The sequence below is a fragment of the Ruegeria sp. BH6 genome (assembly GCF_056538105.1).
The window spans coordinates 1-25,701 of the sequence record NZ_JBQFSR010000011.1 but is presented as its reverse complement, the minus strand read 5'-3'; the positions used below and the strand labels follow the sequence as shown (position 1 = coordinate 25,701).

At 56.6% G+C, this 25,701-nt stretch carries 23 protein-coding genes; 20 read left to right on the top strand and 3 right to left on the bottom strand.

All coding sequences use genetic code 11. From position 1 onward, the window contains the following. Positions 1–55: 55 nt before the first annotated feature. Complete coding sequence (gene coxB / locus ACR0B8_RS18460; protein WP_170351431.1) at positions 56–967, bottom strand: cytochrome c oxidase subunit II; 912 nt, start codon at positions 965–967, stop codon at positions 56–58. 176 nt (positions 968–1,143) lie between these two features. Here coxB and tldD point away from each other — a divergent pair, with 176 nt between their 5' ends. The 5 genes from tldD (at position 1,144) to ACR0B8_RS18435 (ending at position 8,133) form a co-directional block, all read left to right on the top strand. Next, positions 1,144–2,565 carry a metalloprotease TldD gene (gene tldD / locus ACR0B8_RS18455; protein WP_480659316.1) on the top strand — a complete coding sequence of 474 codons (1,422 nt, stop codon included), beginning with the start codon at positions 1,144–1,146 and terminating at the stop codon, positions 2,563–2,565. A 228-nt stretch (positions 2,566–2,793) separates the two neighbouring features. Beyond that, positions 2,794–3,921 carry a DNA-processing protein DprA gene (gene dprA, locus ACR0B8_RS18450; RefSeq protein WP_170362513.1) on the top strand — a complete coding sequence of 376 codons (1,128 nt, stop codon included), beginning with the start codon at positions 2,794–2,796 and terminating at the stop codon, positions 3,919–3,921. 161 nt (positions 3,922–4,082) lie between these two features. After that, positions 4,083–6,701 carry a type I DNA topoisomerase gene (gene topA / locus ACR0B8_RS18445; protein ID WP_226689819.1) on the top strand — a complete coding sequence of 873 codons (2,619 nt, stop codon included), beginning with the start codon at positions 4,083–4,085 and terminating at the stop codon, positions 6,699–6,701. A 101-nt stretch (positions 6,702–6,802) separates the two neighbouring features. Further along, a complete protein-coding gene (locus ACR0B8_RS18440; RefSeq protein WP_170362511.1) occupies positions 6,803–7,507 on the top strand; it encodes a CoA transferase subunit A in 705 nt (234 codons plus the stop codon). Next, positions 7,507–8,133: a CoA transferase subunit B gene (locus tag ACR0B8_RS18435; RefSeq protein ID WP_170362510.1), complete on the top strand. Its 627-nt coding sequence runs from the start codon at positions 7,507–7,509 to the stop codon at positions 8,131–8,133. The genes ACR0B8_RS18440 and ACR0B8_RS18435 overlap by 1 nt, the downstream gene beginning before the upstream one ends. A 41-nt stretch (positions 8,134–8,174) precedes the next feature. On the opposite strand, the gene ACR0B8_RS18430 is transcribed toward ACR0B8_RS18435, so the two are convergent. Beyond that, positions 8,175–9,041 carry a lytic transglycosylase domain-containing protein gene (locus ACR0B8_RS18430; RefSeq protein WP_480659319.1) on the bottom strand — a complete coding sequence of 289 codons (867 nt, stop codon included), beginning with the start codon at positions 9,039–9,041 and terminating at the stop codon, positions 8,175–8,177. 352 nt (positions 9,042–9,393) lie between these two features. On the opposite strand from ACR0B8_RS18430, the gene ACR0B8_RS18425 reads away from it, so the two are divergent. The 15 genes from ACR0B8_RS18425 (at position 9,394) to pdeM (ending at position 24,647) form a co-directional block, all read left to right on the top strand. Next, the gene (locus ACR0B8_RS18425; protein ID WP_170362508.1) at positions 9,394–9,612 is read left to right on the top strand and encodes a Flp family type IVb pilin; all 219 of its coding nucleotides are present in this window, start codon (positions 9,394–9,396) and stop codon (positions 9,610–9,612) included. A 90-nt stretch (positions 9,613–9,702) separates the two neighbouring features. After that, positions 9,703–9,915 carry a hypothetical protein gene (locus ACR0B8_RS18420; protein WP_170362507.1) on the top strand — a complete coding sequence of 71 codons (213 nt, stop codon included), beginning with the start codon at positions 9,703–9,705 and terminating at the stop codon, positions 9,913–9,915. 152 nt (positions 9,916–10,067) lie between these two features. After that, on the top strand, positions 10,068–10,943 hold the full coding sequence (cpaB, locus tag ACR0B8_RS18415) for a Flp pilus assembly protein CpaB (protein ID WP_170362506.1): 876 nt from the start codon (positions 10,068–10,070) through the stop codon (positions 10,941–10,943). Between the two features lie 192 nt (positions 10,944–11,135). Beyond that, entirely contained in the window at positions 11,136–12,542 is a 1,407-nt protein-coding gene (locus tag ACR0B8_RS18410) for a type II and III secretion system protein family protein (RefSeq protein ID WP_170351452.1), read from the top strand. Between the two features lie 16 nt (positions 12,543–12,558). Continuing rightward, positions 12,559–13,188 (top strand): OmpA family protein, encoded by a 630-nt coding sequence (locus tag ACR0B8_RS18405; protein WP_226689820.1) that lies wholly within the window; start codon positions 12,559–12,561, stop codon positions 13,186–13,188. A 195-nt stretch (positions 13,189–13,383) separates the two neighbouring features. Continuing rightward, entirely contained in the window at positions 13,384–14,616 is a 1,233-nt protein-coding gene (locus tag ACR0B8_RS18400; RefSeq protein ID WP_170351455.1) for a CpaE/TadZ family protein, read from the top strand. Between the two features lie 25 nt (positions 14,617–14,641). After that, a complete protein-coding gene (locus tag ACR0B8_RS18395) occupies positions 14,642–16,075 on the top strand; it encodes a TadA family conjugal transfer-associated ATPase (protein ID WP_170351457.1) in 1,434 nt (477 codons plus the stop codon). 11 nt (positions 16,076–16,086) lie between these two features. Continuing rightward, entirely contained in the window at positions 16,087–17,055 is a 969-nt protein-coding gene (locus tag ACR0B8_RS18390; protein WP_170362505.1) for a type II secretion system F family protein, read from the top strand. 10 nt (positions 17,056–17,065) lie between these two features. Then, entirely contained in the window at positions 17,066–18,046 is a 981-nt protein-coding gene (locus ACR0B8_RS18385; protein WP_170351461.1) for a type II secretion system F family protein, read from the top strand. Between the two features lie 49 nt (positions 18,047–18,095). Further along, positions 18,096–18,635, top strand: a complete 540-nt coding sequence (locus ACR0B8_RS18380) for a tetratricopeptide repeat protein (RefSeq protein ID WP_226689821.1) — start codon at positions 18,096–18,098, stop codon at positions 18,633–18,635. A 30-nt stretch (positions 18,636–18,665) separates the two neighbouring features. Then, entirely contained in the window at positions 18,666–19,517 is an 852-nt protein-coding gene (locus ACR0B8_RS18375) for a tetratricopeptide repeat protein (protein ID WP_170362504.1), read from the top strand. Between the two features lie 3 nt (positions 19,518–19,520). Further along, positions 19,521–20,066, top strand: a complete 546-nt coding sequence (locus ACR0B8_RS18370) for a prepilin peptidase (RefSeq protein WP_170351464.1) — start codon at positions 19,521–19,523, stop codon at positions 20,064–20,066. 117 nt (positions 20,067–20,183) lie between these two features. Next, positions 20,184–21,491, top strand: coding sequence for a P-loop NTPase family protein (locus ACR0B8_RS18365; RefSeq protein ID WP_170351466.1), 1,308 nt, complete (start codon positions 20,184–20,186; stop codon positions 21,489–21,491). A 40-nt stretch (positions 21,492–21,531) separates the two neighbouring features. Continuing rightward, a complete protein-coding gene (locus ACR0B8_RS18360; protein WP_480659322.1) occupies positions 21,532–23,943 on the top strand; it encodes a ligase-associated DNA damage response DEXH box helicase in 2,412 nt (803 codons plus the stop codon). Between the two features lie 41 nt (positions 23,944–23,984). Continuing rightward, positions 23,985–24,647, top strand: a complete 663-nt coding sequence (gene pdeM / locus ACR0B8_RS18355; protein ID WP_170362501.1) for a ligase-associated DNA damage response endonuclease PdeM — start codon at positions 23,985–23,987, stop codon at positions 24,645–24,647. A 6-nt stretch (positions 24,648–24,653) separates the two neighbouring features. Here the strand turns inward: pdeM and ACR0B8_RS18350 are convergent, their stop codons facing one another. Then, a complete protein-coding gene (locus ACR0B8_RS18350) occupies positions 24,654–25,394 on the bottom strand; it encodes a LytTR family DNA-binding domain-containing protein (RefSeq protein WP_480659324.1) in 741 nt (246 codons plus the stop codon). Positions 25,395–25,701: the final 307 nt, after the last annotated feature.

Sequence of the window (25,701 nt, the reverse complement as noted above, 5' to 3'; positions counted from 1 at the left end):
AGCTGCGCGATCACCGCGCAGCCTGCATCATGTATTCATCCGGCCAATGCCCGGATCAGTTCGAGGCAACCTGATAGGCCGCAGGCTGGCCTGCATACTCTTCCAAAGCGCCTTGCAGCCATTGCTCATAGGCTTCTTCGCTGACAACCTTGACGGTGATCGGCATGTAAGCGTGGTCCTTTCCGCACAGTTCGGAACACTGACCGAAATAGATGCCTTCCTTGTCAGCCTGGAACCACAGCTCGGCCAGACGACCCGGTACGCCGTCCTGCTTCACGCCAAAGGACGGGATGGTCCAAGAGTGGATCACGTCCGACGCAGTCACCTGCATGACGATGATCTTACCGACCGGCACAACAACGGCCGTATCGGTGGCCAGCAGCCACTCATCATCGCTGTAACCGGAATCGGCCAGCTTAGCGCGCATCGCATCATCCAGAACGAACGGCGTTACGTCGGCATCCGCCGGGCGGGCACCTTCGTCCAGAGTTGCGGGGTGACCCAGCAGATAGCTGTCGAACGCAAAATCGTGATCAACATATTCGTAGGTCCAGTACCACTGGTTGCCCACCACCTTGATTACCACGTCACCTTCGGGAATTTCCTGCTGTTTGAACAGAACCGGAAGTGAGAACGCACCGATAAAGACCAGAACCAGGATCGGCCCCAGGGTCCAAGCAATTTCAACCGGGGTATAGTGCGAGAATCGCGCCGGTGTCGGGTTTGCGCGCTGATTGTAACGCATGATGCAGTAGACCAGCAGGCCCGCGACCAGCAGACAGATGACGGTGATGATCACCAGAATCATCGCGTCCAGTCTGTGAATCCCCACGGCAAGGTCTGTAGCTGCAGGCTGGAAATTTACACCGCCGGCAACCGGCTTGCCAATAATCTCAAGCTCCTGAGCCATGGCGGGAAGGCTGGAGAGGGCTGTTGCAAGCCCGGAAAGCATCAAAGCGTTCTTCATTTTCTGTCCTGATCGTCTGATCTTAGCTTCTCTGGCGAAAAGGTGTGAATCAGTCGCACCTCTCCCGTTGTCTTTGGCCGCGTTAAAAACCATATTCCGGCGGGTAGATAAAGCAAAATGCTTGCGTCAAACAGACGCTATTTTTGATCTGGATCAAACCGGAAAGGTCCCAACCGATGCCCAACGACCCGTTTCGCCCGTTTGAAACCGTTCTTCCGCAGGACGAAGCGCTTGCGGTTTTGCAGTCCGCCACTGCTGGTGCCGAAGACGGGGAGCTGTTTGTCGAGCGGCGAAAATCCGAGTCTCTGGTCTTTGATGACGGGCGTTTGAAGACGGCGTCCTATGATGCTTCCGAAGGATTCGGCCTGCGTGCTGTGCAAGGTGAGGTGGCGGGCTATGCACATTCCACCGATGTTTCGATCCCGGCGCTGAAACGGGCCGCCGAAACCGCGCGTCTGGCGGTAGGCGATGGTGGTGGCACCTTGGCCGAGGCGCCCCGCGCCACCAACACGCGGCTTTATACGGACGAGGATCCGATCGAATCGGCAAGTTTCCCGGTGAAAATTGAAACCCTGCGCGAAATCGACGCCTTTTCCCGCGACCTCGATCCTCGCGTCGTGCAAGTCAGCGCCACGATCGCCGCCGCTGTGCAAGAGGTCGAGATCCTGCGCCCCGACGGGGTTCTGGTGCGCGATGTGCGTCCGATGACCCGCCTGAACATCTCGGTCATTGTTGAACAGAACGGCCGCCGTGAAAGCGGCTCGGCCGGGGGTGGCGGACGCGTTGGTCTGGATGGCCTCATCGACCCGACAGACTGGCAGGACAAAGCACGCGAGGCGCTGCGGATCGCTTTGGTCAATCTGGACGCCATCCCTGCCCCGGCGGGCGTGATGGAGGTGGCCCTGGGCCCCGGCTGGCCCGGTATCTTGCTGCACGAGGCCATCGGACATGGGCTGGAAGGCGACTTTAATCGCAAGGGCAGCTCGGCCTTCGCGGGCCTGATGGGACAGCAGATCGCGTCAAAAGGCGTCACCGTCGTGGATGACGGCACGATTGCCGACCGACGCGGATCAATCACTGTAGATGACGAAGGCACGCCCAGTTCGCGGACAGTGCTGATCGAGGATGGCGTTCTGACTGGTTATATGCAGGACCGTCAGAATGCGCGTCTGATGAATGTTGCGCCCACCGGAAACGGGCGGCGGCAAAGCTATGCGCACAAGCCCATGCCACGAATGACCAATACGGTGATGTTGGGCGGCAACGCCGATCCTGCTTCGCTTGTGGCCGATATCAAGGACGGTATCTGGGCCGTGGGCTTTGGTGGTGGGCAGGTGGATATCACCAACGGCAAGTTCGTGTTTTCCTGCACCGAGGCGTACCGCGTTGAAAACGGCAAGATTGGTGCCCCGGTCAAGGGTGCAACCCTGATCGGCGACGGACCCTCCGCCCTGAACCGCATCCGGGGATTGGGCAACGATATGGCGCTTGATCCGGGCATGGGCACCTGTGGAAAAGACGGCCAATGGGTGCCGGTAGGTGTCGGCCAGCCAACCGTTCTGATGGACGGCCTGACCGTCGGCGGATCTGCTGCCTGACACAGAATCGGTCACCGGCAAGGTTAACGCCACGTGTGGACAATCAATCGATATTGATGCCTGTCTGAGAATTTCCATCGGGCAGGCATTTTATTTTCCTGTTTGTTATCTGACAGTTACACCAAAAACGCTATCAATTCTGGGAAATTTTCTGAATAATTTGGCAAGATTTACAAGCTGTTAACCCCCTCAGTCGTAAACCAGTTCTGCAATCAGGCGGAGCAACGGATGACCGAAGAGCAGCTTTCTTCCTATCACCCCACACTCCCACCCACCACGGAAGAGGACCGGTTCTCCTGGCTTCGTCTGTTGCGCTCGCGCAAGGTCGGCCCGGCGACGTTTCGTCGGCTGCTGCGCGAACATGGCTCAGCGCAGAATGCGCTGGCCGCGCTGCCTGAAATGGCACGTGCCGCCGGAATTAAAGGGTATGAAATTTGCCCACCTGGCGTGATTGAGGCGGAGCTCAAGGCCGCAAAAGCCGCAAACGCGCGGTTATTGTGCCTTGGGTCCGCTGATTTCCCCACTGCCCTGAACGACTTGTCCGATGCCCCACCGATGCTTTGGGCCATTGGCGACGTATCCGTGTTGCGCAAGCCCTCGATTGCGATGGTCGGTGCGCGCAATTGCTCGTCTTTAGGGGCGCGGATGGCGCGTGGCCTGGCAACCGACCTCGGAAAACAGGGATATGTCGTGGTCTCGGGCCTGGCCCGCGGGATTGACACCTCGGCGCATTTGGCGGCGCTGAATACTGGCACGGTGGCGGTCATGGCCGGCGGTGTGGATGTGATTTATCCTGCGGAAAACACCGATCTGGCAAGGGACATCGACCAATCTGGCCTGCGCCTGTCGGAACAGCCCATGGGCGTGACACCGCAAGCCCGGCACTTTCCCCGTCGTAACCGCATTATCTCCGGCCTGGCACAGGCTGTTGTGGTGGTTGAAGCGGCTGCAAAATCCGGCAGCCTGATCACCGCACGCGACGCGCTGGATCAAGGGCGCGAGGTCCTGGCCGTACCCGGCCACCCATTCGATGCCCGCGCGGCCGGGTGCAACCTGCTGATCCGCGACGGGGCCACTCTGGTGCGGTCCGCCGAAGACGTTATCGAAGCGTTGCCAAAACAACAGCCCGAAATATTTGAGGTCCCAGTTCCCGAAATAGCACCCGAACCGGCCGCGTTGGGTGCCACACTGCATCGCGAAATTCTGGCCCGACTTGGCCCGTCGCCTATCGCCGAGGACCAGTTGATCCGCGACATCGCAGCCACGGCAGGCGAGATTGGTCCGGCGCTGGTTGATCTGGAATTGGACGGGCGCATCCAACGTCAGCCCGGTGGGTTGCTGTCGTTGACGGCCTGAGCAAGCGTCTCACGCCCCGCGCTGATTTTTTGAAGGCTATCGCGCTGAAATCGCCGTAAAATTCACGTATTTAAAGGAACGCATTGACAATTCGCTCTTGCCCTACACATCTTGCACGATCATAGAAGGCGCCCAATCCGTCGAGCGAGGTTTCCCATTAAATGCCTGTTGTTGTTGTAGAATCCCCGGCCAAAGCCAAAACAATCAACAAATACCTTGGCCCTGATTACACTGTCCTGGCATCTTATGGTCATGTTCGCGACCTGCCCCCCAAGGACGGTTCCGTCGACCCCGAGCATGAATTTGAGATGAAATGGGAGGTCGGCAACGACAGCCGTAAACATGTCAAAGCCATCGCCGACGCGCTGAAGGAAGACAATGCCCTGATCCTTGCCACTGACCCCGATCGTGAGGGTGAGGCGATCAGCTGGCACTTGCAAGAGGCGCTGACCAAGCGCCGTTCGATCAAAAAGGATACGCCCGTCAGCCGCGTGACCTTCAACGCCATCACCAAAGACGCGGTGACCGAGGCGATGCAGAACCCGCGTGAGGTCGACATGCCGTTGGTCGAGGCGTATCTGGCCCGCCGCGCGCTGGACTATCTGGTCGGGTTCAACCTGTCTCCGGTTTTGTGGCGTAAACTGCCCGGCGCGAAATCGGCAGGACGTGTGCAATCGGTCTGTCTGCGCCTGATCGTCGAGCGCGAGATGGAGATCGAAGCGTTCAAACCTGTCGAATACTGGTCGGTACGTGCCCTGTTTGAAACGCCACGTGGTCAGACCTATGAGGCACGCTTGGTCACTCTGGCGGGCAAAAAGCTGGACAAGCATGACTTGGCCAATGCCACTCAGGCGGAAATGGCGGTTCAGGCGATCACCAGCCGCGCGCTCAGCGTTACTTCGGTCGAAGCCAAGCCCGCCGCGCGCAACCCCAGCGCACCGTTCATGACCTCGACCTTGCAACAGGAAGCCAGCCGCAAGTTTGGCATGGGTGCCCGCCATGCCATGCAGGTGGCGCAACGGCTGTATGAGGCGGGTTACATCACTTATATGCGGACGGATGGTATCGATATGGCGCCCGAAGCCGTGGCCGCCACCCGCGATGCAATTGCCGACCGGTATGGCGCGGAATATGTGCCGGACAGCCCACGCATGTATAAGAACAAGGCCAAGAATGCACAGGAAGCGCACGAGTGTATCCGCCCAACGGACATGGCGCGGGATGCCAAGGCACTGAAGGTTACGGATGAGGATCAGCGCAAGCTGTATGACTTGATCTGGAAACGAACCATCGCCTGTCAGATGGCTGCTGCGCGATTGGAGCGAACTACAGTTGAGGTAGGCAGCGCCGATGGCCAGGTTGGCCTGCGTGCCACCGGTCAGGTGGTGCTGTTTGACGGCTTCATGCGCGTGTATGAAGAGGGCCGCGATGATGTGGCCGATGACGACGAGAAGCGCTTGCCGCAGATCATGCAGGGTGATCCAGCACCATTTGCCAAGACATCGCTGAAAGATCAGTGCGCCAAGGCTGAGGACAAGGCCGCCATCCTGTCCGACAACGAATCCGTTCTGGCCCTGCAACACCACACCCAGCCGCCGCCGCGCTATACCGAGGCCACCTTGGTCAAACGGATGGAAGAGCTGGGGATCGGGCGCCCCTCGACATATGCCTCGATCGTGACCACGATTCAGGACCGGGAGTATGTACGCAAGGACAAGAACCGTCTGATTCCCGAAGAAAAAGGCAGGATCGTTACGATCTTTCTGCTGAACTTCTTTCGACAATATGTGGGCTATGAGTTCACAGCCAATCTGGAGGAACAGCTGGATGATGTCAGCGCCGGTGGCCGCGACTATAAAGAACTGCTAGGCAAGTTCTGGCGTGATTTCTCAGCCGCCATTGGCGAGACATCGGAATTGCGTATTTCCGAGGTGTTGGACAAGTTGGACGAGGCACTGGCGCCGCAACTGTACCCCCCGCGCGAGGATGGGTCTGATCCGCGTATCTGCCCGAAATGCGGCGTGGGACAACTGCACCTGAAGACCTCGCGCACGGGCGGGTTTGTGGGTTGCGGCAACTATCCCGAATGCACCTATACCCGTCCCATCGCGGGCGAAGGGGCCGAAGGCGACGAACGTCTGCTGGGTGAGGATGCGGGCGATGACATTTGGCTGAAATCCGGCCGGTTCGGTCCTTACGTTCAGCGCGGCGAACCCACGCCCGAGAACAAGAAGCCGCCGCGCGCGTCCCTGCCCCGCGGGTGGAGCAAGGATGACATGGATCTGGACAAGGCGCTGACGTTGCTGTCCCTGCCCCGCCAGATCGGCGAACACCCCGAGGGCGGTATGATCAGCTCGAATTTTGGGCGGTTTGGACCGTATCTGATGCACCAATTGCCCGAGGAAGCAAAACCGGTCTATGCCAACCTCAAAGACCCCAACGATGTGTTCGAGATCGGTATGAACCGCGCAGTTGAAATGCTGGCCGAGAAGCGCGCCAATCCGGGGCGCGGACGCAGGGCCGCTGCCAAACCGCTAAAAGAGCTGGGCGAGCACCCCGATGGCGGCGCAATGCAGGTTCTTGATGGGCGGTATGGGCCATACGTGAAGTGGGAAAAGGTCAATGCCACCATTCCCAAGGATATCAAGCCCGAAGACGTGACGCAGGAAATGGCCATTGAGCTGGTCAATGAGCGGGCTGCCAAGAAGGGCACCAAGAAAAAGGCCGCACCCAAGAAAAAAGCGGCAGCCAAGAAAACAACCAAGAAGGCGGCCACCTAAGGGTGGCTAGGTAGAAATACCACCACCCCCTTGGATTCGTTGACTTCCCCGTGACGTGGCGGCACAACCTGCCCATCACCATGTCATTGGGGGAGTTTTCCATGAAGAAAGTCTATGCCAATGCCACCGAAGCGCTTGATGGGGTGTTGTCGGATGGCATGATGATCGCAGCAGGCGGGTTCGGCCTGTGCGGTATTCCTGAATTGCTGTTAGAGGCGATCAAGGAGTCGGGCGCTCAGGACCTGACCTTTGCCTCGAACAATGCGGGCGTCGATGATTTCGGCATCGGCATCTTGCTGCAAACCAAGCAGGTCAAAAAGATGATCAGCTCATATGTCGGCGAGAACGCGGAATTCATGCGTCAGTACCTGGCGGGTGAGTTGGAATTGGAATTCAACCCGCAAGGCACTCTGGCTGAGCGTATGCGTGCCGGTGGTGCCGGTATTCCCGGCTTCTATACCAAGACAGGTGTAGGCACCGTGATAGCTGAGGGTAAGGAGCATAAGGACTTCAACGGCGAAACCTATATCATGGAAGAAGGCATCTTTGCCGATCTGGCCATCGTCAAGGCATGGAAGGCCGACGACACCGGCAACCTGATCTTTCGCAAGACCGCCCGCAACTTTAACGTGCCCGCAGCGACCTGCGGCAAGGTCTGCATCGCCGAAGTCGAAGAGATCGTGCCACGCGGTTCGCTGGATCCCGACCAGATCCACTTGCCCGGCATCTACGTGAACCGGATCATTCAGGGCGATCACGAAAAACGCATCGAACAGCGCACCACCCGCAAGAAGGAGGAAGCATAATGCCCTGGGACCGCAATCAAATGGCCGCCCGCGCGGCGCAAGAGCTGGAAGACGGCATGTATGTGAACCTCGGCATCGGGATTCCGACGCTGGTGGCGAACTATGTGGGTGATAAGGACATCACTCTACAATCCGAGAACGGCATGCTGGGCATGGGCCCCTTCCCGTTCGAAGGTGAAGAAGACCCCGACCTGATCAACGCAGGAAAACAGACGATCACTGAATTGTCGCGCACGTCCTATTTCGACAGCGCCACATCCTTTGCGATGATCCGGGGCGGTAAGATCGCTGCAGCGGTTCTGGGAGCTATGGAGGTTGATGAGGAAGGTGATCTGGCCAACTGGATGATTCCCGGCGTTCTGGTCAAGGGCATGGGCGGTGCGATGGACCTTGTGGCCGGTGTCGGCCGCGTGATCGTTGTGATGGATCACACTAACAAGCACGGCAAGTCCAAGCTGCTGAGGAAATGCACCCTGCCCCTGACTGGAAAACAAGTGGTGGATCGCATCATTACCAATCTGGGTGTTCTGGATGTGGTCGACGGTGGCCTGAAGATCGTCGAAATCGCCGAAGGTGTAACCGAAGACGAGATTCGCGCCGCCACCGAGGCCAAGATCGTCAACTAATCCACTAGATTGAAAAGGCCCGCCAGTTCTGGCGGGCCTTTTCAATTCAATGTCTGGAACACACAGCCATCCGAAATCAGCTCGGGTGGGGTTGAACAAAGGGCCTTGGCGATCTGAAAGGCCGCAAGGACTTTGGGCACGTAGTCCCGCGTCTCGGCATAAGGGGGAACTCCGCTGTGCTTGCGCACAGCACCTTCACCCGCATTATATCCGGCCAGCACCAGGATCGGATCATTTCCAAATTCTTCCATCAACCAGTTCAGGTATTTCACACCGCCCGAGATATTCTGAGACGGCTGCAAGCTGTCCTTAACACCAAATCGTTTGGCGGTGGCTGGCATCAACTGCATCAACCCCTGCGCCCCGGCTGAGCTGACCGCATTCTCACGACCTGCTGATTCAACCGAAATCACGGCCAGCACCAAAGCCGGCGATACATTTGTTCCTACGGTCGAGCGCAGAATCTCGATCCCTTGTTGTTGCGCAATGTTCTGGAGCGTCTGCAAACGTGGTGAGGCCACATTGGTCGCGGCCAGCGCGTTTATGGCTGCATCCAACCGCCAGGCTCCTGCTTCGGCCAAAGCAGGTGAGATTTTATCCCAGAAAGCCTTGTAAGACCCGACCGGCTTGTTTCGCGATCCAGTCCCTGGAACACTTGGGGGTACAACCTTGGCGCGTTTGACGATCTCAGGAATAACGAGCTCGGCCCCGGTGCTGGGCGCGAAGGGCGCCGATGCATGTTCTTCGGGCGAAATCTGAACAGTTATCTTGGGTCGCGTCCCCGGTTTGGGGGGCTTTACTCTTTTATATACGCCCCTGGGTTCAACTTCATTCGCGATAGCGGGCAAGGGCCCTGACATTATCAAAGCCAACGTGCCGGCGCAGATCATTGCGTCCCGGAGTTTCATTTTGCCTGCCTCATGTTTTTTCTTTTACGGGATTTGAACCGCGAATCCCGTTGTAAAGCCAGAGAAACACGTCGAAATGGGGCAATTTCGCCTCATTTGGCGCAATTTTGCATCGGCAACACAGAACACCCCAATCGGTAACGAACTTTTATTTGTTTATTTTCAATAGCTTGAAGGAAAAACTACCAAAAAGTTAAGCGGAAAAGAAAAAAAATGGTGTTTAGCCCAATTCCTGCCACGCCTGACAGGCAATCATAGTGCCATACCGAGACGGTCGGGAGCGGACTGAGAGAGAAAGCTCTGATAGACCCCGAGGTTTATTTGACTTTTGATCCTTTAGGAGGGACGTAACATGATCAAGTTCATCAAGAACTTCCGCAAAGACGAAGACGGCGCCGTAACAGTTGACTGGGTCGTTCTGACTGCAGCTATCGTTGGCCTGGCCGCAGTTGCTTACAGCGCGATCGGTGATGGCACCGCAGCTCTGTCGGGCAAAATCGGTACCGAAATCAACGGCACCACGGTTGAAGACATCAAAACCAAGTTCGGCACGACGACCACCGGCGGCTAATAGAAACGCCAGTAGAGATTTATATGGTGGGGCCATGCTTGCTTAGGCTTGGCCCCTCTTTTTATGCAATATCCCTAAAGTGGTGCTCCCATGCTGAAGAGACTTGCAACATTTTCTCGCCAAGAAGACGGGGCCGTAACGGTTGATTGGGTCGTGCTGACAGCCATGCTGGTTGGATTTGGTTCTTTCATCGGTCTTTACATCGCAGATCCTGTGCAAAGCCTGGACGCAAAAAATGGTGCCGCAGTCTCTGCGGTAGAGGTTCAAGACATTCGCACAAAGTTTTCTGCCACCAGCCCCTGATGCGGAAACGCCTCAGAATGAGTGCGGAATTACAATCACGAAATTAATCGAGATTGTCCCCCTTTTCGACACAATTTAACATTACGCAGGACTGGACTTCGTCGTAATGTCACGGCGAACAAACCAAAATAGAACAATACGAGGGGACGTGAATGCGTGCAGTATTTGGACTTGTCCTGATTGTCGGGGTGGCTTTGGCCGGAGGCGCCGTCTATTTGGCGCGCGACTACATCGCACAGCATCAGGACCAACTCGCCCGAGAACGCCTGGCCGCGCAACAAGCGTTGGAAAATGCCGCCCTGGAAGGAACCACTGGCGTTCTCGTATCCAACCGAGCCATGAAATACGGAGAGCGCCTGACCAAGGAAGACGTTCGCGTGGTCAACTGGCCTGACGAAGCAATCCCGGAAGGCAGCTTCGTGGACATGGCAGTTTTGTTTCCCGAAGACGCAAAAGGTGACCGATTCGTCCTGAGAGCGATGGAAAAAGACGAGGCCCTCATGGAGGTCAAAGTCACCAATCCTGGGGAGGCTGCAGGTCTGACCTCACGGATAGAAAAAGGTAAACGCGCTTTTGCGATCAGCGTTGATGTCGCGTCTGGTGTTTCGGGCTTTTTGCGCCCTGGTGATAGTGTAGATGTGTATTGGACCGGAACCGTTAACAGCAACCTTCAGGCTGGAGTCGGCGAAATCACCCGCCTGATTCAGACCAACATCGAATTGGTCGCGATTGACCAGTCAGCGGGATCAGATCTGACGGGCACAACAATTGCGCGTACTGTGACAGTAGCTGCCACCCCAGAAGAAATCGCGGCTTTGGCCCAAGCACAGAACACAGGTCGCTTGTCATTGGCCTTAGTTGGGGTGCAGGACGACACAATTGCAAGTGCGGTTGAAGTGGACCAGCGAAAACTGTTGGGAATCAAAGAAGCAGCCCCCGCCCCGGTTCAGGCTGAAGAACGGAAATGCTACACGAGAGTTCGACGTAGCGGAGAAATTGTGCAAACCGAAATTCCTTGCACAAACTGACGTTAAATCAGAGATTTACCAATACAAGCCGCGCCAACTGCGCGGCTTGTTTCGTTATGCATGTTGCGCATTGTCCACATAAGGAAAATTCCAGAAACCCTTGATTATTGCAATAAATTCGTAATTCGCGCAGTGTTACCTAACATAGGGCATAGACCCAAAAAACGAGGCGTGATCGGAGAGGCAGGTCACATGACAATACGTACTTGGATCAGCGCAACCCTTATGGGGTTGGCGCTTATAGTTGGTCCGGTCGGCCATACGGCCTGGGCTGAAACTTTGCGCGTGGTAAAGAATGGTTCAGCGGAAACGCTGGACGTTCCGATGAACCGCGCAATTGTGGTGGAAAGCGAAGAACCTTTCGCCGAACTTAGCATTGCTAATGCCGGCATCGCCGATATCTCGTCGCTTTCGGATCGCACTATTTATGTGCTGGGTAAGGCTCCGGGCCTGACCACGCTGACCCTGTTTGACGGCGCGGGTAACCTGCTGGCAAATGTTCGGGTTCGCGTATCGCCGGATGTATCTGAATTCAAAGAGCGTTTGGTTCAGATTTTGCCAGGTGAACAGATCGAAGTGCGCACAGCCAATGATGGCATCGTACTTTCGGGAACGGTTTCCAGCGGCGCAAAACTGGCGCGGGCGCTGGAACTGGCCGAGCGTTACGCGCCCGAGCGTGTCTCGAACCTGATGTCAGTTGGGGGCGTACAGCAAGTCATGCTGAAAGTACGCTTTGCCGAGATGAACCGCTCGGTGGCCAAAAGCCTGACCGCTTCGCTGGGCTTCGGCGGCGGTGACGTGACAGGTGGTTTCAACACCCTCAACAATGCGGGTGCTCTGGCCAACGCACTGAACGACAACATCCCCATACTTCAAACAAATACAGGTGCCATCCTGTTCGGCTTTGGGGCCGGATCGACGCAGGTGCGTTTGCTGCTGGAAGCGTTGGAGGCCAAAGGTCTTGCCCGCAGTCTGGCAGAGCCAAACCTGTCTGCCCTGTCGGGTCAGGAAGCAACCTTCCTTGCCGGCGGTGAAGTTCCCATTCCGGTGCCGCAAGAAGATGGTGTTATTGCCATTGAGTACAAGACGTTCGGCGTTGAAATCGACTTTATTCCACGCGTTGTGGATGGCGATCTGATCAATCTTGAGCTTGCCGCCGCCGTGTCCAGCATTGACACCAGTTCAGACTTTACTATCCAAGGCGATACAGTTCCTAGCTTTGTCACTCGTCAGACCAGCACGACGGTTGAATTGCGAGATGGTGAGAGCTTCGCAATCGCGGGGTTGATTCAAGATGACTTTGCAGACCTGAACAGCCAAGTTCCCTGGGTCGGTGATATTCCGGTGCTGGGAGCGTTGTTCCGCTCTGCGGAATACCAGCGCCAACAAAGCGAACTGGTTATCATAATCACTGCGCATCTGGTTTCGCCGACACGTGGTGAAGCGCTGGCATTGCCAACAGATCGGGTCAAACCGCCCAGCGAATTTGATCTGTTCGTGAACGGCAAAGTCGGTCGTACAACGCGCCCGGGTGCCGGCGCAGCCTCGGAAGTGGCCAAGCAGGACTTTGGCAGCTCCTACGGCTACGTTCTGGATTGATAGGAGGATAGGACCAATGCAGAAGTGGATAATCACACTGGGTCTTTCGGTTGCTGTCGCCGCTTGTACGCGTGAAGCCGGGTATGAAGTTGATCAAGGTGCTTTCGGGAATGCGACCCTGAACAATACCCAGGTCATGAACGGCGAACTGACCTATGCCCAAATCCTGGGTCAGCGGTTCGCGGCCGAGGTTCCGACGCAGATCAACTTTGCCTTTGACAGCGCAAAGCTGGACGAAACGGCTCAGCGGGTTCTGTTGCGGCAGGCTGCGTGGATCAAACAGTTCCCCGAAGCGCGGTTCCGGGTCTATGGCCATACCGACGCCGTCGGTTCGACAGGTTACAACAAGGCACTGGGTCAGCGACGCGCCAATGCGGCGGTTGCCTTCCTGACACAGCAGGGCATCTCGCGCTCACGTCTCGAGGCTGTTGTTTCCTTCGGCAAGTCACGCCCGTTGATCGATACCCCGAATCGCGATCGGCGCAACCGCCGCACCGTGACCGAGGTTTCGGGCTTTGTGGATCGCAACCCGCTGGTTCTGGACGGCAAGTATGCCGCCATCGTCTATCGCGAATATGTACAAAGCGCGACATACGAGGGGCAACTGCGTAGCCAAACACGAGTTGGCGATACAACCGAACAATAAGTCGGATTTGGGCGACATCGTCGCCCATTTCCCTACAATTGGTTCTTTTGCGCCTAAATCTTGCCTAAGTTCCAAGCCAAATTTTCAACAATTAGGTGACCTGCGGCCAAATCTGGCCGCGACGGGGCAAGAGCGAACCAGACAGAATCCTCGGGTTCTCTGGGTTGGTCGGCTCTCGCGACAAGGATTGTGTTAATGACGAGCGCATCGCCACAAGATGATAAAAACGCCATTCTGGCCTGCACCATCAGCCGTGACGTCCAGAATTTCGACCTTCTGATCGAAGATATGGAGGTTGCACTGGGAGAACGATGGGGTGATCTCGGTTTTGCCGAAGCTCTGGCATTCTTCAGCCAACCTGATGCCGATTCTTTGGAGTTTGTCGCCTTAGCGATTGACGGCGAAGATGAGGACAACCTGTCCTTGATGGGTGAGATCATCACGCGAGCCAAAGAAAAGAAGATAAAAATCGTCCTAATCGCCGAAGACGTCACTCCGGCGTCTCTGCACCAACTGTTGCGCAAAGGCGCGGACGAGTTCGTCCCCTACCCTCTGCCCGAAGGCGAATTGCAGGAAGCTATCGCCCGGATGAACCAGCCCGATCCAGTTGCAGTACAGCAGGCCGCTGCACCTTTGGCGCAAGGTGAATCGAAAGAAGGGGCCCTCTTTGTGGTCCACGGACTTGCCGGAGGCGTCGGTTCCACCACTATGGCAGTCAATCTGGCCTGGGAATTGGCCACCGTATCGGACAAAGACGCGCCATCAGTCTGTCTGTTGGATCTGGATCTGCAATTCGGCACAGTTTCGACCTATCTGGATTTACCACGGCGCGAAACTGTCTTTGAAATGCTTTCGGACACATCGCTGATGGATGACGACGTATTTTCTCAAGCGTTGCAAACCTATGAAGAGAAACTGCAGGTTCTGACAGCGCCATCGGACATGGTTCCGCTCGATCTGATCACACCCGAAGATATTCAGCGCGTGATCGAAACAGCCCGCCGGAACTTTGATTATGTGATCGTGGACATGCCCTCGACGCTGGTTCACTGGTCTGAAACCGTTCTTCAGGCCGCACATGTGTATTTCGCCATGATTGAACTGGACATGCGCTCGGCTCAGAACGCGCTGCGCCTGAAACGTGCGCTGCAGGCCGAGGAATTGCCTTTCAACAAATTGCGCTTTGCTCTGAATCGGGCGCCGAAATTTACCGATCTGAACGGCAAAAGCCGGGTCAAACGAATGGGTGAAAGCCTGGGGATCTCCATTGACCTGCAATTGCCGGATGGCGGCAAGCCGGTCATGCAGAGTGGCGACCACGGACAACCGCTGGCCAATGCAGCCGCCAAGAATCCGCTGCGTCGCGAAATCGCGAAGCTTGCGAAATCGCTTCATAGTTTGGGCAGCAGCGACGCTGAGGCCGCGTAACCAGTCCTAAAGGGAGAGAGCCGCCGTGTTTTCACGTTACAAGAAACAGCCCGAAGCGCAGCCGGTTCAAACTCCGGCCGCGACACCTGAACCTGTTGCGGAAAAAAAGCCCACAGCTAATGCCGTCGCTCGACGGCCCGTGCAGAAAAAGGCGGCAGAACCGGTGGCCGGAGATCGCGATCGCAAGCGCAAGGAACGCCTTGGCGAGATCAAGATCGAACTGCATCGCGAACTGTTGGAAAACCTGAACCTAGCGGCGCTCGAAAATGCAGGCGAATCTGAATTGCGCGCGGAAATCAGCTCGATTGTCAGCGAAATTTTGGAAACCCGGAACATTGTTCTGAACCGCGAGGACCGCTCGCAGTTGAACAAGGAACTGTATGACGAAGTGACGGGTCTTGGCCCGCTAGAGACCTTGCTGCAGGACGATACCGTCAACGATATTCTGGTCAACGGTCCGCAACAGATCTTTGTGGAACGCGACGGTAGGCTGGAAATCAGCGACATCACCTTTAAAGACGAAAAGCACCTGATGCGGATCATCGACAAGATCGTGTCCGCTGTGGGACGTCGTGTCGATGAATCCAACCCTTACGTTGACGCTCGCTTGGCTGATGGTTCGCGTTTCAATGCGATGGTGCCGCCGATTGCCGTGGATGGATCGCTGGTCTCAATTCGTAAGTTCAAAAAAGACAAGCTGGGCATCGATGACCTGGTGAATTTCGGTGCCTTTACCGAAGAAATGGCCGCTTATCTTCAGGCCGCCGTGTCAACCCGTCTGAACATCATCGTTTCAGGTGGTACGGGTTCGGGTAAAACCACCACGCTGAACGCCTTGTCCAGTTTCATCGATGACGCAGAACGCATCCTGACAATCGAGGATACGGCGGAACTTCAGCTGCAACAGACCCATGTGGGTCGGATGGAAAGCCGTCCGCCAAACGTCGAAGGCAAAGGTGAGGTCAGCCCGCGCGACTGTTTGAAAAACGCCCTGCGTATGCGTCCTGACCGCATTATCGTGGGTGAGACGCGTGGCGCCGAGGTGATCGACATGTTGCAGGCCATGAACACCGGCCACGACGGTTCGATGACCACGATCCACGCCAACTCGGCGCGCGACGGGATTTCGCGCCTGGAAAACATGATCGCGATGGCCGGTATCGAAATGCCAATCAAAGCGGTAAGAAGCCAGATTTCGTCAGCTGTGAACCTGATCGTGCAGGCCAGCCGTTTGCAGGATGGTTCGCGTCGGATGACCTCAATCACCGAGATTACAGGCATGGAAGGCGATGTGATTTCGATGCAGGAAATCTTTAAATTTCAACGTGTTGGACTAACACCGGACAACAAAATCATCGGTCACTTCACAGCGACCGGCGTGCGCAGTCACTATTCTGAGCGCTTCCGCCTGTGGGGCTTTGACCTGCCCGCTTCGGTCTATGAACCAACGAATATGTAGGAGATCTGGCAATGCAACTGCCTGTTGAGGCGCTCATCTATGTCGTGATCTTCGTCGCGGTGTTCGCCCTAGTCGAAGGCATCTACCTGGTGGCTTTCGGCAAATCCATCAGCCTGAACAGCCGTGTAAATCGGCGTCTGGATATGCTCGACAAAGGTGTCGGGCGGGAACAAGTGCTGGAACAGCTGCGCAAGGAAATGCAGCAGCATATGAAAACGCAGAGCATCCCGCTCTATTCGCTGTTGGCTGACAAAGCGCAGAAGGCAGCTATTGCCTTCACCCCGAAACAACTGATCATGGTCATGATCCTTTTGTCAGGCTTTGCTTTCGTCGGCCTGAGCGTCGGCACCGCAACGGAAATGGTTCTGCGGGTGGCATTGTCGGTCTTTATCGGTGTTGGCGGTGTCTACACCTGGGTGAGCCGGAAGGCCGGTAAACGCATGGGCATGATGGAAGAGCAACTGCCTGACGCGGTTGAATTGATGGTCCGATCCCTGCGCGTGGGCAACCCATTTGTGTCGTCTATTCAGATTGTCGCAAACGAAGTACAGGACCCACTGGGAACCGAGTTCGGTGTCATTGCCGACGAATGCGCCTATGGCCGGGACGTGGGTGAGGCGCTGAGTGATCTGGCTGAACGTCTGGACATGCAGGACCTTCGCTTTCTGGCGGTGGCCGTGGGTATCCAACAACAGTCAGGCGGTAACCTTGCTGAAATTCTGGCTGGTCTGGCCAAGGTGATCCGCGCCCGTTTCCGCCTTTTCCGGCGTGTAAAGGCGATCACCGCCGAGGCAAAATGGTCCGGCAAGTTTCTGTCAGGGTTTCCCCTTTTCTGCCTGCTGTTCATCATGGTGACAGATCCCAATTACTATGACGACGTGGTTGATCATCCCCTGTTCATCCCGGCCTGTTTCTTCGTGGGCATCATGCTGACGGTGAACCTGATCGTGATGCGCGTTCTTACCAACATCAAGGTCTGAGGGAATCGCAATGGAAGTTCTGGCCCCAATCAACGACCTGATCAAACAGTACCTTGGCGAATTCGGTCCACTTATCGTGATCGGCGTTTTGGGTCTGGCGATGATCTTAATCGCTGTCACTCTGATGCTGAACCAACCAGAGGACCCTCTGAAAAAGCTGCAAAAATCCACTGCCGCACCAAAACACGATAAGAAATCCAAAAAGGACAAGCTTCGCAACACCAGCCGCAACGAGCAGCTTGAAAAGTTCGCGACATTCCTTGAGCCGCAAAACGAAGCCGAACTGTCGGCAATGCAGCTAAAGCTGCGGCAAGCCGGATATCATTCAAAGGATGCTGTGCGGTTCTTCCACTTTGCACAATTTGCGCTGGGTATTATCGGCATTCTGGTCGGCGTCATGTTGGTTACCGTACTGTCGGGTGGCCAGGAATTCACCGGTCAACAGATGGCTCTTAGGGTTCTGATTCCGGCAGGTGCAGGATATTTTCTGCCGCGCTACTGGATCACCCGGCGTGTTGCCGAACGTAATGAAGCAATTGTCGCCGGTTTTCCCGATACGCTGGACCTTATGCTGGTCTGCGTCGAGGCCGGACAATCTCTGGATCAAGCCATTGTACGGGTTGCGCGTGAGATGAAGGCCTCCTACCCCGATATCGCGCAAGAGTTCGAAATTGTCGCTTATGAATTGAAGGCTGGTAAGGACAAGGACACGGTTTTGCGTGACTTCGGAACCCGCTGCGGCGTGCAAGATGTCAGCTCATTCGTGACCGTCATGATCCAGTCCGCGACGTTCGGCACCTCGATCGCCGAAGCGCTTCGGGTCTACGCTGGCGAAATGCGCGACAAACGGGTCATGCGCGCCGAAGAAGCCGCGAACAAGTTGCCAACCAAGATGACTCTTGCCACAATGATCCTGACGGTGCCGCCTTTGCTGGTTATTCTGGTCGGACCTTCGGCAAAAGGAATCGCTGATTTTGCGGCGGGTAATTAATAACCCAAATTTAGTAGGCTTCAGGCGCATCCACGTCGGTATACGCCACATGCTAAAGGCCGCCATGGTGATCGCCATGGTGGCCTCTTGCACTGAGACAGGGTCGTCAGATGATCTGGACGTCCCCGGAATTGACCCTAAAGGTCAAAGGGCGGACGAAATTACGGTGGGAAACCGGTTGATGGCCGCCGGGGAATACGAGCTGGCGCTGGATTCTTTTGCCCGCGCCGCATTGGATCAGGGGATGACAACACAAATCCTGACGGCGATGGGCACGGCCAATCTAGGACTCAGGCGTCTAGGACAGGCCGAAACCCTACTGCGACGGGCCGTCAAGGACAATCCTGACTGGCCAGTTGCTTGGAACAATCTAGGCGTGGTGCTGGTCGAAAAGGGCGAATATCCCGAGGCCGCGCAGGTTTTCAAGCGGGCCTTTGCGCTGGACAATGGCGAAAGTGACGCAATCCGGGACAATCTGCGCTTAGCGCTCGCAAAAATGGAAAATCCTGTTAATACTACGGCAGAAGAACAAGAATATACGTTGGAGCAGCAAGGCGACGGGCAATTCAAGCTGCGCAAGCTCCCGTAAAACAGGCAAGAGCAGTAAGGGACGCAAAAAATGCGCCAACAATTCTTGATTGCGCCAATCGTGATGTGCGGGCTGATCCTTTCTGCCTGCGAAAAAGAAACCGAGGAAGAAAAGGTCGAGCGTACCTATCAGGAGGTCAACGTCATTGACGAGACCAACCTGAACGAGGTCTTGCTGACCGCCGCCGATCCAAATGAGGCGGTCACCTACTTTCAAGGCGCCGCCGCCAAAAATCCGGGTCGGATCGACCTGCAGCGGGGACTGGCGATTTCCTTGTCTCGTGCGAAACGGTCGACCGAAGCCGTCGCCGCCTGGAAAAAGGTGACGACGATGAAAGGCGCCGGAAACGTCGACAAGCTCGAATATGCTGACGCGCTTGTCCGTGCCGGCAATTGGGGGCAGGCCAGATCGGTTCTGGATACCATTCCACCCACTTATGAAACCTTCAAACGGTATCGGCTTGAAGCGGTGGTCGCAGACTCCAAACAGGATTGGAAACGCGCAGACCACTTTTATGAAACCGCGGTCGGCCTGACCACGCGCCCCGGTGGTGTCATGAACAATTGGGGTTATTCCAAGCTGACACGCGGCCAGTTTGCCGAAGCCGAACGCCTGTTTACCGAGGCGATCCGTCAGGACAAATCCCTGTTCACCGCCAAGAACAATCTGGTTCTGGCCCGGGCTGCGCAAGGAAATTACAGCCTGCCGGTTGTTCCCATGACACAGGTGGAACGCGCCAGGCTGCTGAACACGATGGGTATCTCTGCGGTCAAGCAAGGGGATGTGGCGACAGCCAAAAACCTGTTCCGCGAAGCCATTGCCACCCATCCACAGCATTTTGACGAGGCTGTCCGCTCGCTGCGCGCGCTTGAGGATGCCTGATTGATGAGTATTCCCGCGTTTGCTGCGCTGTGGTTTCTTCCGTTTGTTCTGCCGATCTGCTTTTACGTGGCGTTCACAGACTTGCGGGACATGCTGATCAAGAACCACGCCGTTGTTGCGCTGGCCGTCATTTTCGCCATTGTCGGGTTGTTTGTGCTGCCCCCGTGGTCCACCCAGTGGACCTCACTAACGATCTGGTCGTTCTCGGTGACACTTCCCCCTTATGTCTGGCACTTGCTGCATATTGTGACCGTGCTGATCTTGGGTATTCTGTTTAATGCCGCTGGCGTTTTGGGTGCCGGGGATGCCAAGTTCATGGCCGCCGCCTCACCTTTTGTCTGGTCTGGGGATTGGGTTCTGGTGATTTTTATTCTGGCAGCCACCACGCTTGCTGCCTTTGTCACGCATCGACTGGCCATGCATACCGCGTTGCGCAACGTTGCGCCAAATTGGGAAAGCTGGAACAGGAAGAAGCACTTTCCAATGGGCCTGCCTCTTGGTGGCAGCCTGGCTATTTACCTGATCTTAGGCACTGTTTACGGTTCGTAAACTATCATTAACGCGCCTTGTCGCCGCCTTGGTACTGCCACAAAGCCGGGCCAGATTTCCCCTAAGCGGCCCTTTTTGGGGCCATTGGCGTGAATACTGGATAGACGGGCGACGCTCATGAATATGCAGACAACTTCGGTAATGGCCCCCCCTGCCCCAAAGGGTTTGGGCGAAATGAGACTGCCCATCGTCATGATGCGCGACATCATGTTGAAAACGATCTTTCGCAAGAATGTAGACACCGTGTCCGAGATCGCCGTGGCGATTTGTCTGCCGGGCTCCGTCACGCAGGAACTGATCGACATGGCCCGCGAGCAAAAACTGATCGAGGCCACCGGCACCCTGAATGCCAACAGCGGCAATGAGATGGGTTATCAGCTGACTGATGCCGGCAAGGCCCGCGCACTGGACGCGTTGAGCCAGTCAGAATATTTCGGCGCCATGCCCGTACCGCTGGACGTCTACCGCGAACAGGTGAAACGCCAGTCGATCCGCAACATTCAGGTGACCCGCGACCAGCTGATTGGCGCAATGGGCCACTTGGTTCTGCCCGACAGCCTGCTGGATCAATTGGGCCCGGCGGTCAGCGCCGGTCGCTCGGTCCTGATGTATGGCCCTCCGGGCAACGGTAAATCCTCCATTTCAAACGGGATTCGCGATGCACTGGGCGATAATGTCTATGTGCCTTTCGCCATCGAATATGCCGGTCAGGTGATTACGGTTTATGACCCGATCGTTCATACTGCGATTGAACAGGAGCCAGACGATCCCAACAGCCTGCGCCGCCGCAAACGGTTCGACACACGCTATGTTCAGTGCGAACGTCCAACCGTGGTTACAGGTGGTGAATTGACGCTGGGTATGCTGGATCTGGTTTATAACCCCACAGCGCGAACCTATCAGGCCCCTTTGCAGTTGAAATCGACCGGCGGTATCTTCATCGTGGACGACCTTGGCCGTCAGCAGGAACCACCGCAGGCCCTGATTAACCGTTGGATTGTTCCGCTGGAAGAGAACAAGGATATCCTTGGCCTGCAGTCGGGTGAAAAGTTCGAAGTTCCCTTCGACACGCTGGTCATCTTCTCGACCAACTTCCACCCGAATGAAATCTTCGACCAAGCGGCCCTGCGCCGGATCTTCTTCAAGATCAAGATCGACGGCCCGAACCAGGAGAACTTCCTGAAAATCTTTGCCATGGTGGCGCGCAAACGCGGCATGCCGCTTGACGAGGCTGCTCTGGTCCATCTGTTGAAGGTTAAATACCCGACCATCAACAATATCTATGCGAATTATCAGCCGATCTTCCTGATCGACCAGATGATCTCGATCTGCGAGTTTGAGGGCATCCCTTATCAGATGAGCCCTGACCTGATCGACCGCGCATGGTCCAACATGTTCGTCAAGGACGAGACCATCGTCAAATAACGCCGTGCCATTTCGGTAAAGGGCCGGGTAATCTGCGCGTATGACGCAGATTCCCGCCCGGATCACATCTTGGTTTGCCGCCAAGGGCTGGTCCATTCACCCCCATCAACAAGATATGTTCAACCGGGCCTTGGACCCGGCCACGTTGCTGATCGCGCCGACCGGGGGCGGCAAGACAATGGCCGGGTTTTTGCCGACATTGGCGGAACTTGCAGATGGCACGCATGAGGGGTTGCACACGATTTATGTGTCTCCGCTCAAGGCACTGGCCGCTGATATCCGCCGCAACCTGCGCGGCCCTGCCGATGAGATTGGCCTTCCCATTCGGATCGAAGACCGCACCGGCGACACCTCGGCCACGCAGAAAAAGCGGCAGCGTGTAGACCCACCCCATATTTTGCTGACCACCCCTGAAAGCTTGGCCCTGCTGACCTCATACGAGGACGCACCTCGGATGTTTGCGGGGGTGCAACGGGTGATTGTCGACGAAATCCACGCATTGGCCGAAAGCAAGCGAGGAGATCAGCTGATGCTGGCCTTGGCGCGGCTGCAAACCCTGTGCCCTGACCTGCGCCGGGTCGGTCTTTCAGCTACGGTCGAGGACCCGCAGGCCATCGCGCGCTTTCTGGCCCGGCACCCGGACCCTTGTCAGATTGTGCAGGCCGACCCAGGACCTGATCCGGATATCCGCATGCTGGAAACGCAGGAAATGCCCCCCTGGTCCGGTGGTGGCGCTGCTTATTCGATCCCGGCGGTGCTCGAGCAGATCAAGCAACACAAGACGACGCTGATTTTCCACAACACCCGCGCGCAGGCCGAAATTTTCTTTCACAATCTGTGGCTTGCCAACGATGACGGCCTGCCCATCGGCATTCACCACGGCAGTCTGGACCGGCAGCAACGCGAGCGGGTCGAGGCCGCCATGGTGCGGGGCGACCTGCGCGCCATAGTATGTACCGGCAGCCTGGACCTTGGCATCGATTGGGGTGACGTGGACCTTGTGATCCAAATTGGTGCGCCTAAAAATGTCAAACGATTGGTGCAACGGATCGGGCGGGCAAACCACCGCTACAACGCGCCCTCCAAGGCCCTGCTGGTACCTGCCAACCGCTTTGAGGTGGTGGAATGCGTCGCGGCACTTGAGGCCGCCAGAGCGCATGATCTGGACGGTGAACCGCGCGGCTCTGGCCCCCGCGATGTGCTATGCCAGCATATCTTGATAGCGGCTTCGGCAGGCCCGTTCGACGCCAGCGCGCTTTTTACGGAAATGACCACAGCGGGGCCATACGCGCGTCTGTCACGCGATGAATTCGACGCCTGTCTGGAATTCTGCGCGACCGGAGGTTACGCCCTACGCGCCTATGATCGCTGGCAGCGCTTGCAACAGCGCGCAGACAGACAAATGCAGCTGCGCGACCCGCGCGCAGCGCAGCGTATCCGCATGAACTTGGGCACCATTCAGGACACCGACACGCTGAAGGTACGTTTGAAACGCAACCGCGGAGGCAAACCGCTGGGTGAAGTGGAAGAGGCCTTTGCCGCCTCGCTAACGCCCGGAGATACCTTTCTGATCGGGGGGCAGATTGTCCGCTATGAGGGCCTGCGCGAGATGGTGGTTGAGGTCAGCCGCCGTGCGGACAGAAAACCAAAAGTTGCTGTTTTTGCGGGCACGAAATTCGCCACCTCGACGCAGTTAAGCGACCGGATTCTGCGGATGTTTGCCCAGCCGGATTGGCCGCAACTGCCTAAACACACTGCCGACTGGCTGTCTCTGCAGCGCGACATGTCTCGCCTGCCTCAACGCGACCGGCTGCTGATCGAGAGCTTTCCGAATGACGGGCGCGAGAATCTGTGCGTCTACGGTTTCGCTGGCCGCAACGCACAGCAGACGCTGGGCCTATTGCTGACCAAACGTATGGAGGAAACCGGGCTCGCCCCGCTGGGTTTTGTCGCAACCGATTATGCCACACTAATCTGGGGGCTGGATGCAGTGACCGACCCGCGGCCACTGTTTCAACTGGATGCCCTGCGTGACGGGCTTGAGACTTGGTTGGCCGGAAATGCCGTGATGAAACGGACCTTTCGCGCCTCGGCCACGATTGCTGGGCTGATCGAACGGAACATGGGCGGTCAGCGCAAAAGCGGTCGTCAGGCGACGTTCTCGTCGGATATCCTTTATGACACCTTGTTGAAATACGACCCGGATCATTTGTTGATGCAGATCACCCGCGAAGAGGCCATGCGCGGGCTGGTGGATTTCGGGCGGATCGAAGCGATGATCGCCCGGATCGGAGACCGTATTGATCTGCTGCGGCTGGATCGCGTATCGCCTCTTGCCGCCCCTTTGTTTCTTGAGGTCGGCAAGGTTCCGGTCAAGGGCGCGGCCGAAGAACGGCTATTGGCAGAAGAAAGCGCACGTCTGTTGAAGGCGGCGGGGTTACCACCTGATTGATACGGCTTGCGTCCGGAGGTGAAACACGCAAAGAACGCATCATGAACGAAGTGGCGTTTTCATTTGCGGGGCAGACTCTGAAGGCATTAGGATCAGGGGCCCTGTGGTGGCCGGATCAGCAATTGCTGTGCGTATCCGACCTGCATCTGGGCAAGTCTGAGCGCATCGCTCGGCGGGGCGGCCCGAGTCTGCCGCCTTATGACAGTCAAGAAACCCTGACCCGGCTTGCTGTGGATATTGCCAGAACCAATCCTGCCACCGTGATCTGCCTGGGCGACAGCTTCGACGATCTGAAAGCTTCGGCCGCAATGCAAGCGGCTGAACAGCGTGATATCACGGCCCTGCAGGCTGGTCGGCGCTGGATCTGGATCGAGGGTAATCACGACCCTGGCCCGATTGATCTGGGCGGTACGCATCTGTCCGAGTGTAAGATTGCCCCGCTGACTTTCCGCCATATCGCGCAGGCACCAGCGCAAGCCGAGGTGTCAGGCCACTACCACCCCAAAGCACGTCTGAACGCGCGAGGTCGAACCATCACCCGGCCCGCCTTTTTGGTGGACAAGACGCGGCTGATCCTACCGGCCTACGGCACATATACTGGCGGGTTACGCAGTTCGGATCATACACTGGACGCTTTGATGGATGGTCAGGCCATAGCCATACTCACCGGATCGCATCCTCGGGTCATTCCAATGCCCAGATAGAGTGGCTTAGATAAGGCCGTCTAGCTCTAGCCCCGGTTTGTATTTTCGGCTGATCGGAACCAGATCGGTGTTCTTCAGACGCAAGAAGGTTTTTCCGTCCAGCTTTTCAACCCCGACAATGGCATCGTCTGCCACCCAATGGGAACGATGCGTACAGTGGCCGGGTACCGGTTCCATCTCGGCGATCGCATCGGTCAGGCGGGATCGGATGGTGAATGTCCCCGCTGAAGTCACCACATCAACCGCATGGTCGCGGACTGTCAGTCGATAGATCTGACCGGAAAACGACTCTGGCAAACGCTTGGTCAGGCGTGGCGAGGGTGGCTCGATCTGATCCTGCACCGGCTCATCAACGTGGCTATACCCGCGCACCAGGACCAGCCCGGTTGCAAACAGGGCACCATAAGGGGCCACCGCCAGAACATCCGGCGCCTGTTGCCCCCCGGCAGAGAACAGCAGATATGACATAAGCCACATAGATGGCACGAACAGAACCAGAATGAAGAAAACCAGCGCAATGTCACGCCAGCTGAAATGGGCTTCTGCGAAAAATTTCCGGCTCACGCGTCTGACGATCCAGGTCACGCACAGGGCCAATCCCAGTACACCGATCCAGAAAACAAGCCGCTGGGGATAGGTCAGGTAGATGGCCGGAAAAGGCTGGAACGCACTGGCCAACAAAGGCGGGAAACCAACGCCTGCAATCACTCGGCGTAACGTGAATTCGGCCAGAATTGGTCTGGGCACTTCGATCATACATACTCAACAAACAAGACTACAGGTTCCAGCCCAACACCACACGGCTTTCACCAATCTCTCGTAACCGGCTGGAATAGCTTACTTATCACCAATTTACCGGACATTCAAACCCGGCCCTTGAAACTTAATTCAATCTTCAGAAAGCAAATGGACCAAAAAGCGTTTGCTCTTTGGTCCATTTGTTCAGTTTTATTTTCCCTTAGATCAAGCTGTCAGGCCTTCGGGCTCTGGCAAGGCATTGGCGCGACAGCAGGCCGTCAGTGTGTTGGCCAGCAAGCAGGCAATGGTCATCGGT

Coding starts and splice junctions, on each gene's coding strand:
- ACR0B8_RS18360 (WP_480659322.1), top strand. CDS start 21,532: ATGACGCAGATTCCCGCCCGGATCACATCTTGGTTTGCCGCCAAGGGC.
- dprA (WP_170362513.1), top strand. CDS start 2,794: ATGACCGAAGAGCAGCTTTCTTCCTATCACCCCACACTCCCACCCACC.
- tldD (WP_480659316.1), top strand. CDS start 1,144: ATGCCCAACGACCCGTTTCGCCCGTTTGAAACCGTTCTTCCGCAGGAC.
- ACR0B8_RS18420 (WP_170362507.1), top strand. CDS start 9,703: ATGCTGAAGAGACTTGCAACATTTTCTCGCCAAGAAGACGGGGCCGTA.
- cpaB (WP_170362506.1), top strand. CDS start 10,068: ATGCGTGCAGTATTTGGACTTGTCCTGATTGTCGGGGTGGCTTTGGCC.
- ACR0B8_RS18430 (WP_480659319.1), bottom strand. CDS start 9,041: ATGAAACTCCGGGACGCAATGATCTGCGCCGGCACGTTGGCTTTGATA.
- ACR0B8_RS18425 (WP_170362508.1), top strand. CDS start 9,394: ATGATCAAGTTCATCAAGAACTTCCGCAAAGACGAAGACGGCGCCGTA.
- ACR0B8_RS18410 (WP_170351452.1), top strand. CDS start 11,136: ATGACAATACGTACTTGGATCAGCGCAACCCTTATGGGGTTGGCGCTT.
- pdeM (WP_170362501.1), top strand. CDS start 23,985: ATGAACGAAGTGGCGTTTTCATTTGCGGGGCAGACTCTGAAGGCATTA.
- ACR0B8_RS18370 (WP_170351464.1), top strand. CDS start 19,521: ATGAGTATTCCCGCGTTTGCTGCGCTGTGGTTTCTTCCGTTTGTTCTG.
- ACR0B8_RS18385 (WP_170351461.1), top strand. CDS start 17,066: ATGGAAGTTCTGGCCCCAATCAACGACCTGATCAAACAGTACCTTGGC.
- coxB (WP_170351431.1), bottom strand. CDS start 967: ATGAAGAACGCTTTGATGCTTTCCGGGCTTGCAACAGCCCTCTCCAGC.
- ACR0B8_RS18405 (WP_226689820.1), top strand. CDS start 12,559: ATGCAGAAGTGGATAATCACACTGGGTCTTTCGGTTGCTGTCGCCGCT.
- ACR0B8_RS18365 (WP_170351466.1), top strand. CDS start 20,184: ATGAATATGCAGACAACTTCGGTAATGGCCCCCCCTGCCCCAAAGGGT.
- ACR0B8_RS18435 (WP_170362510.1), top strand. CDS start 7,507: ATGCCCTGGGACCGCAATCAAATGGCCGCCCGCGCGGCGCAAGAGCTG.
- ACR0B8_RS18390 (WP_170362505.1), top strand. CDS start 16,087: ATGCAACTGCCTGTTGAGGCGCTCATCTATGTCGTGATCTTCGTCGCG.
- ACR0B8_RS18440 (WP_170362511.1), top strand. CDS start 6,803: ATGAAGAAAGTCTATGCCAATGCCACCGAAGCGCTTGATGGGGTGTTG.
- ACR0B8_RS18375 (WP_170362504.1), top strand. CDS start 18,666: ATGCGCCAACAATTCTTGATTGCGCCAATCGTGATGTGCGGGCTGATC.
- topA (WP_226689819.1), top strand. CDS start 4,083: ATGCCTGTTGTTGTTGTAGAATCCCCGGCCAAAGCCAAAACAATCAAC.
- ACR0B8_RS18380 (WP_226689821.1), top strand. CDS start 18,096: ATGCTAAAGGCCGCCATGGTGATCGCCATGGTGGCCTCTTGCACTGAG.
- ACR0B8_RS18400 (WP_170351455.1), top strand. CDS start 13,384: ATGACGAGCGCATCGCCACAAGATGATAAAAACGCCATTCTGGCCTGC.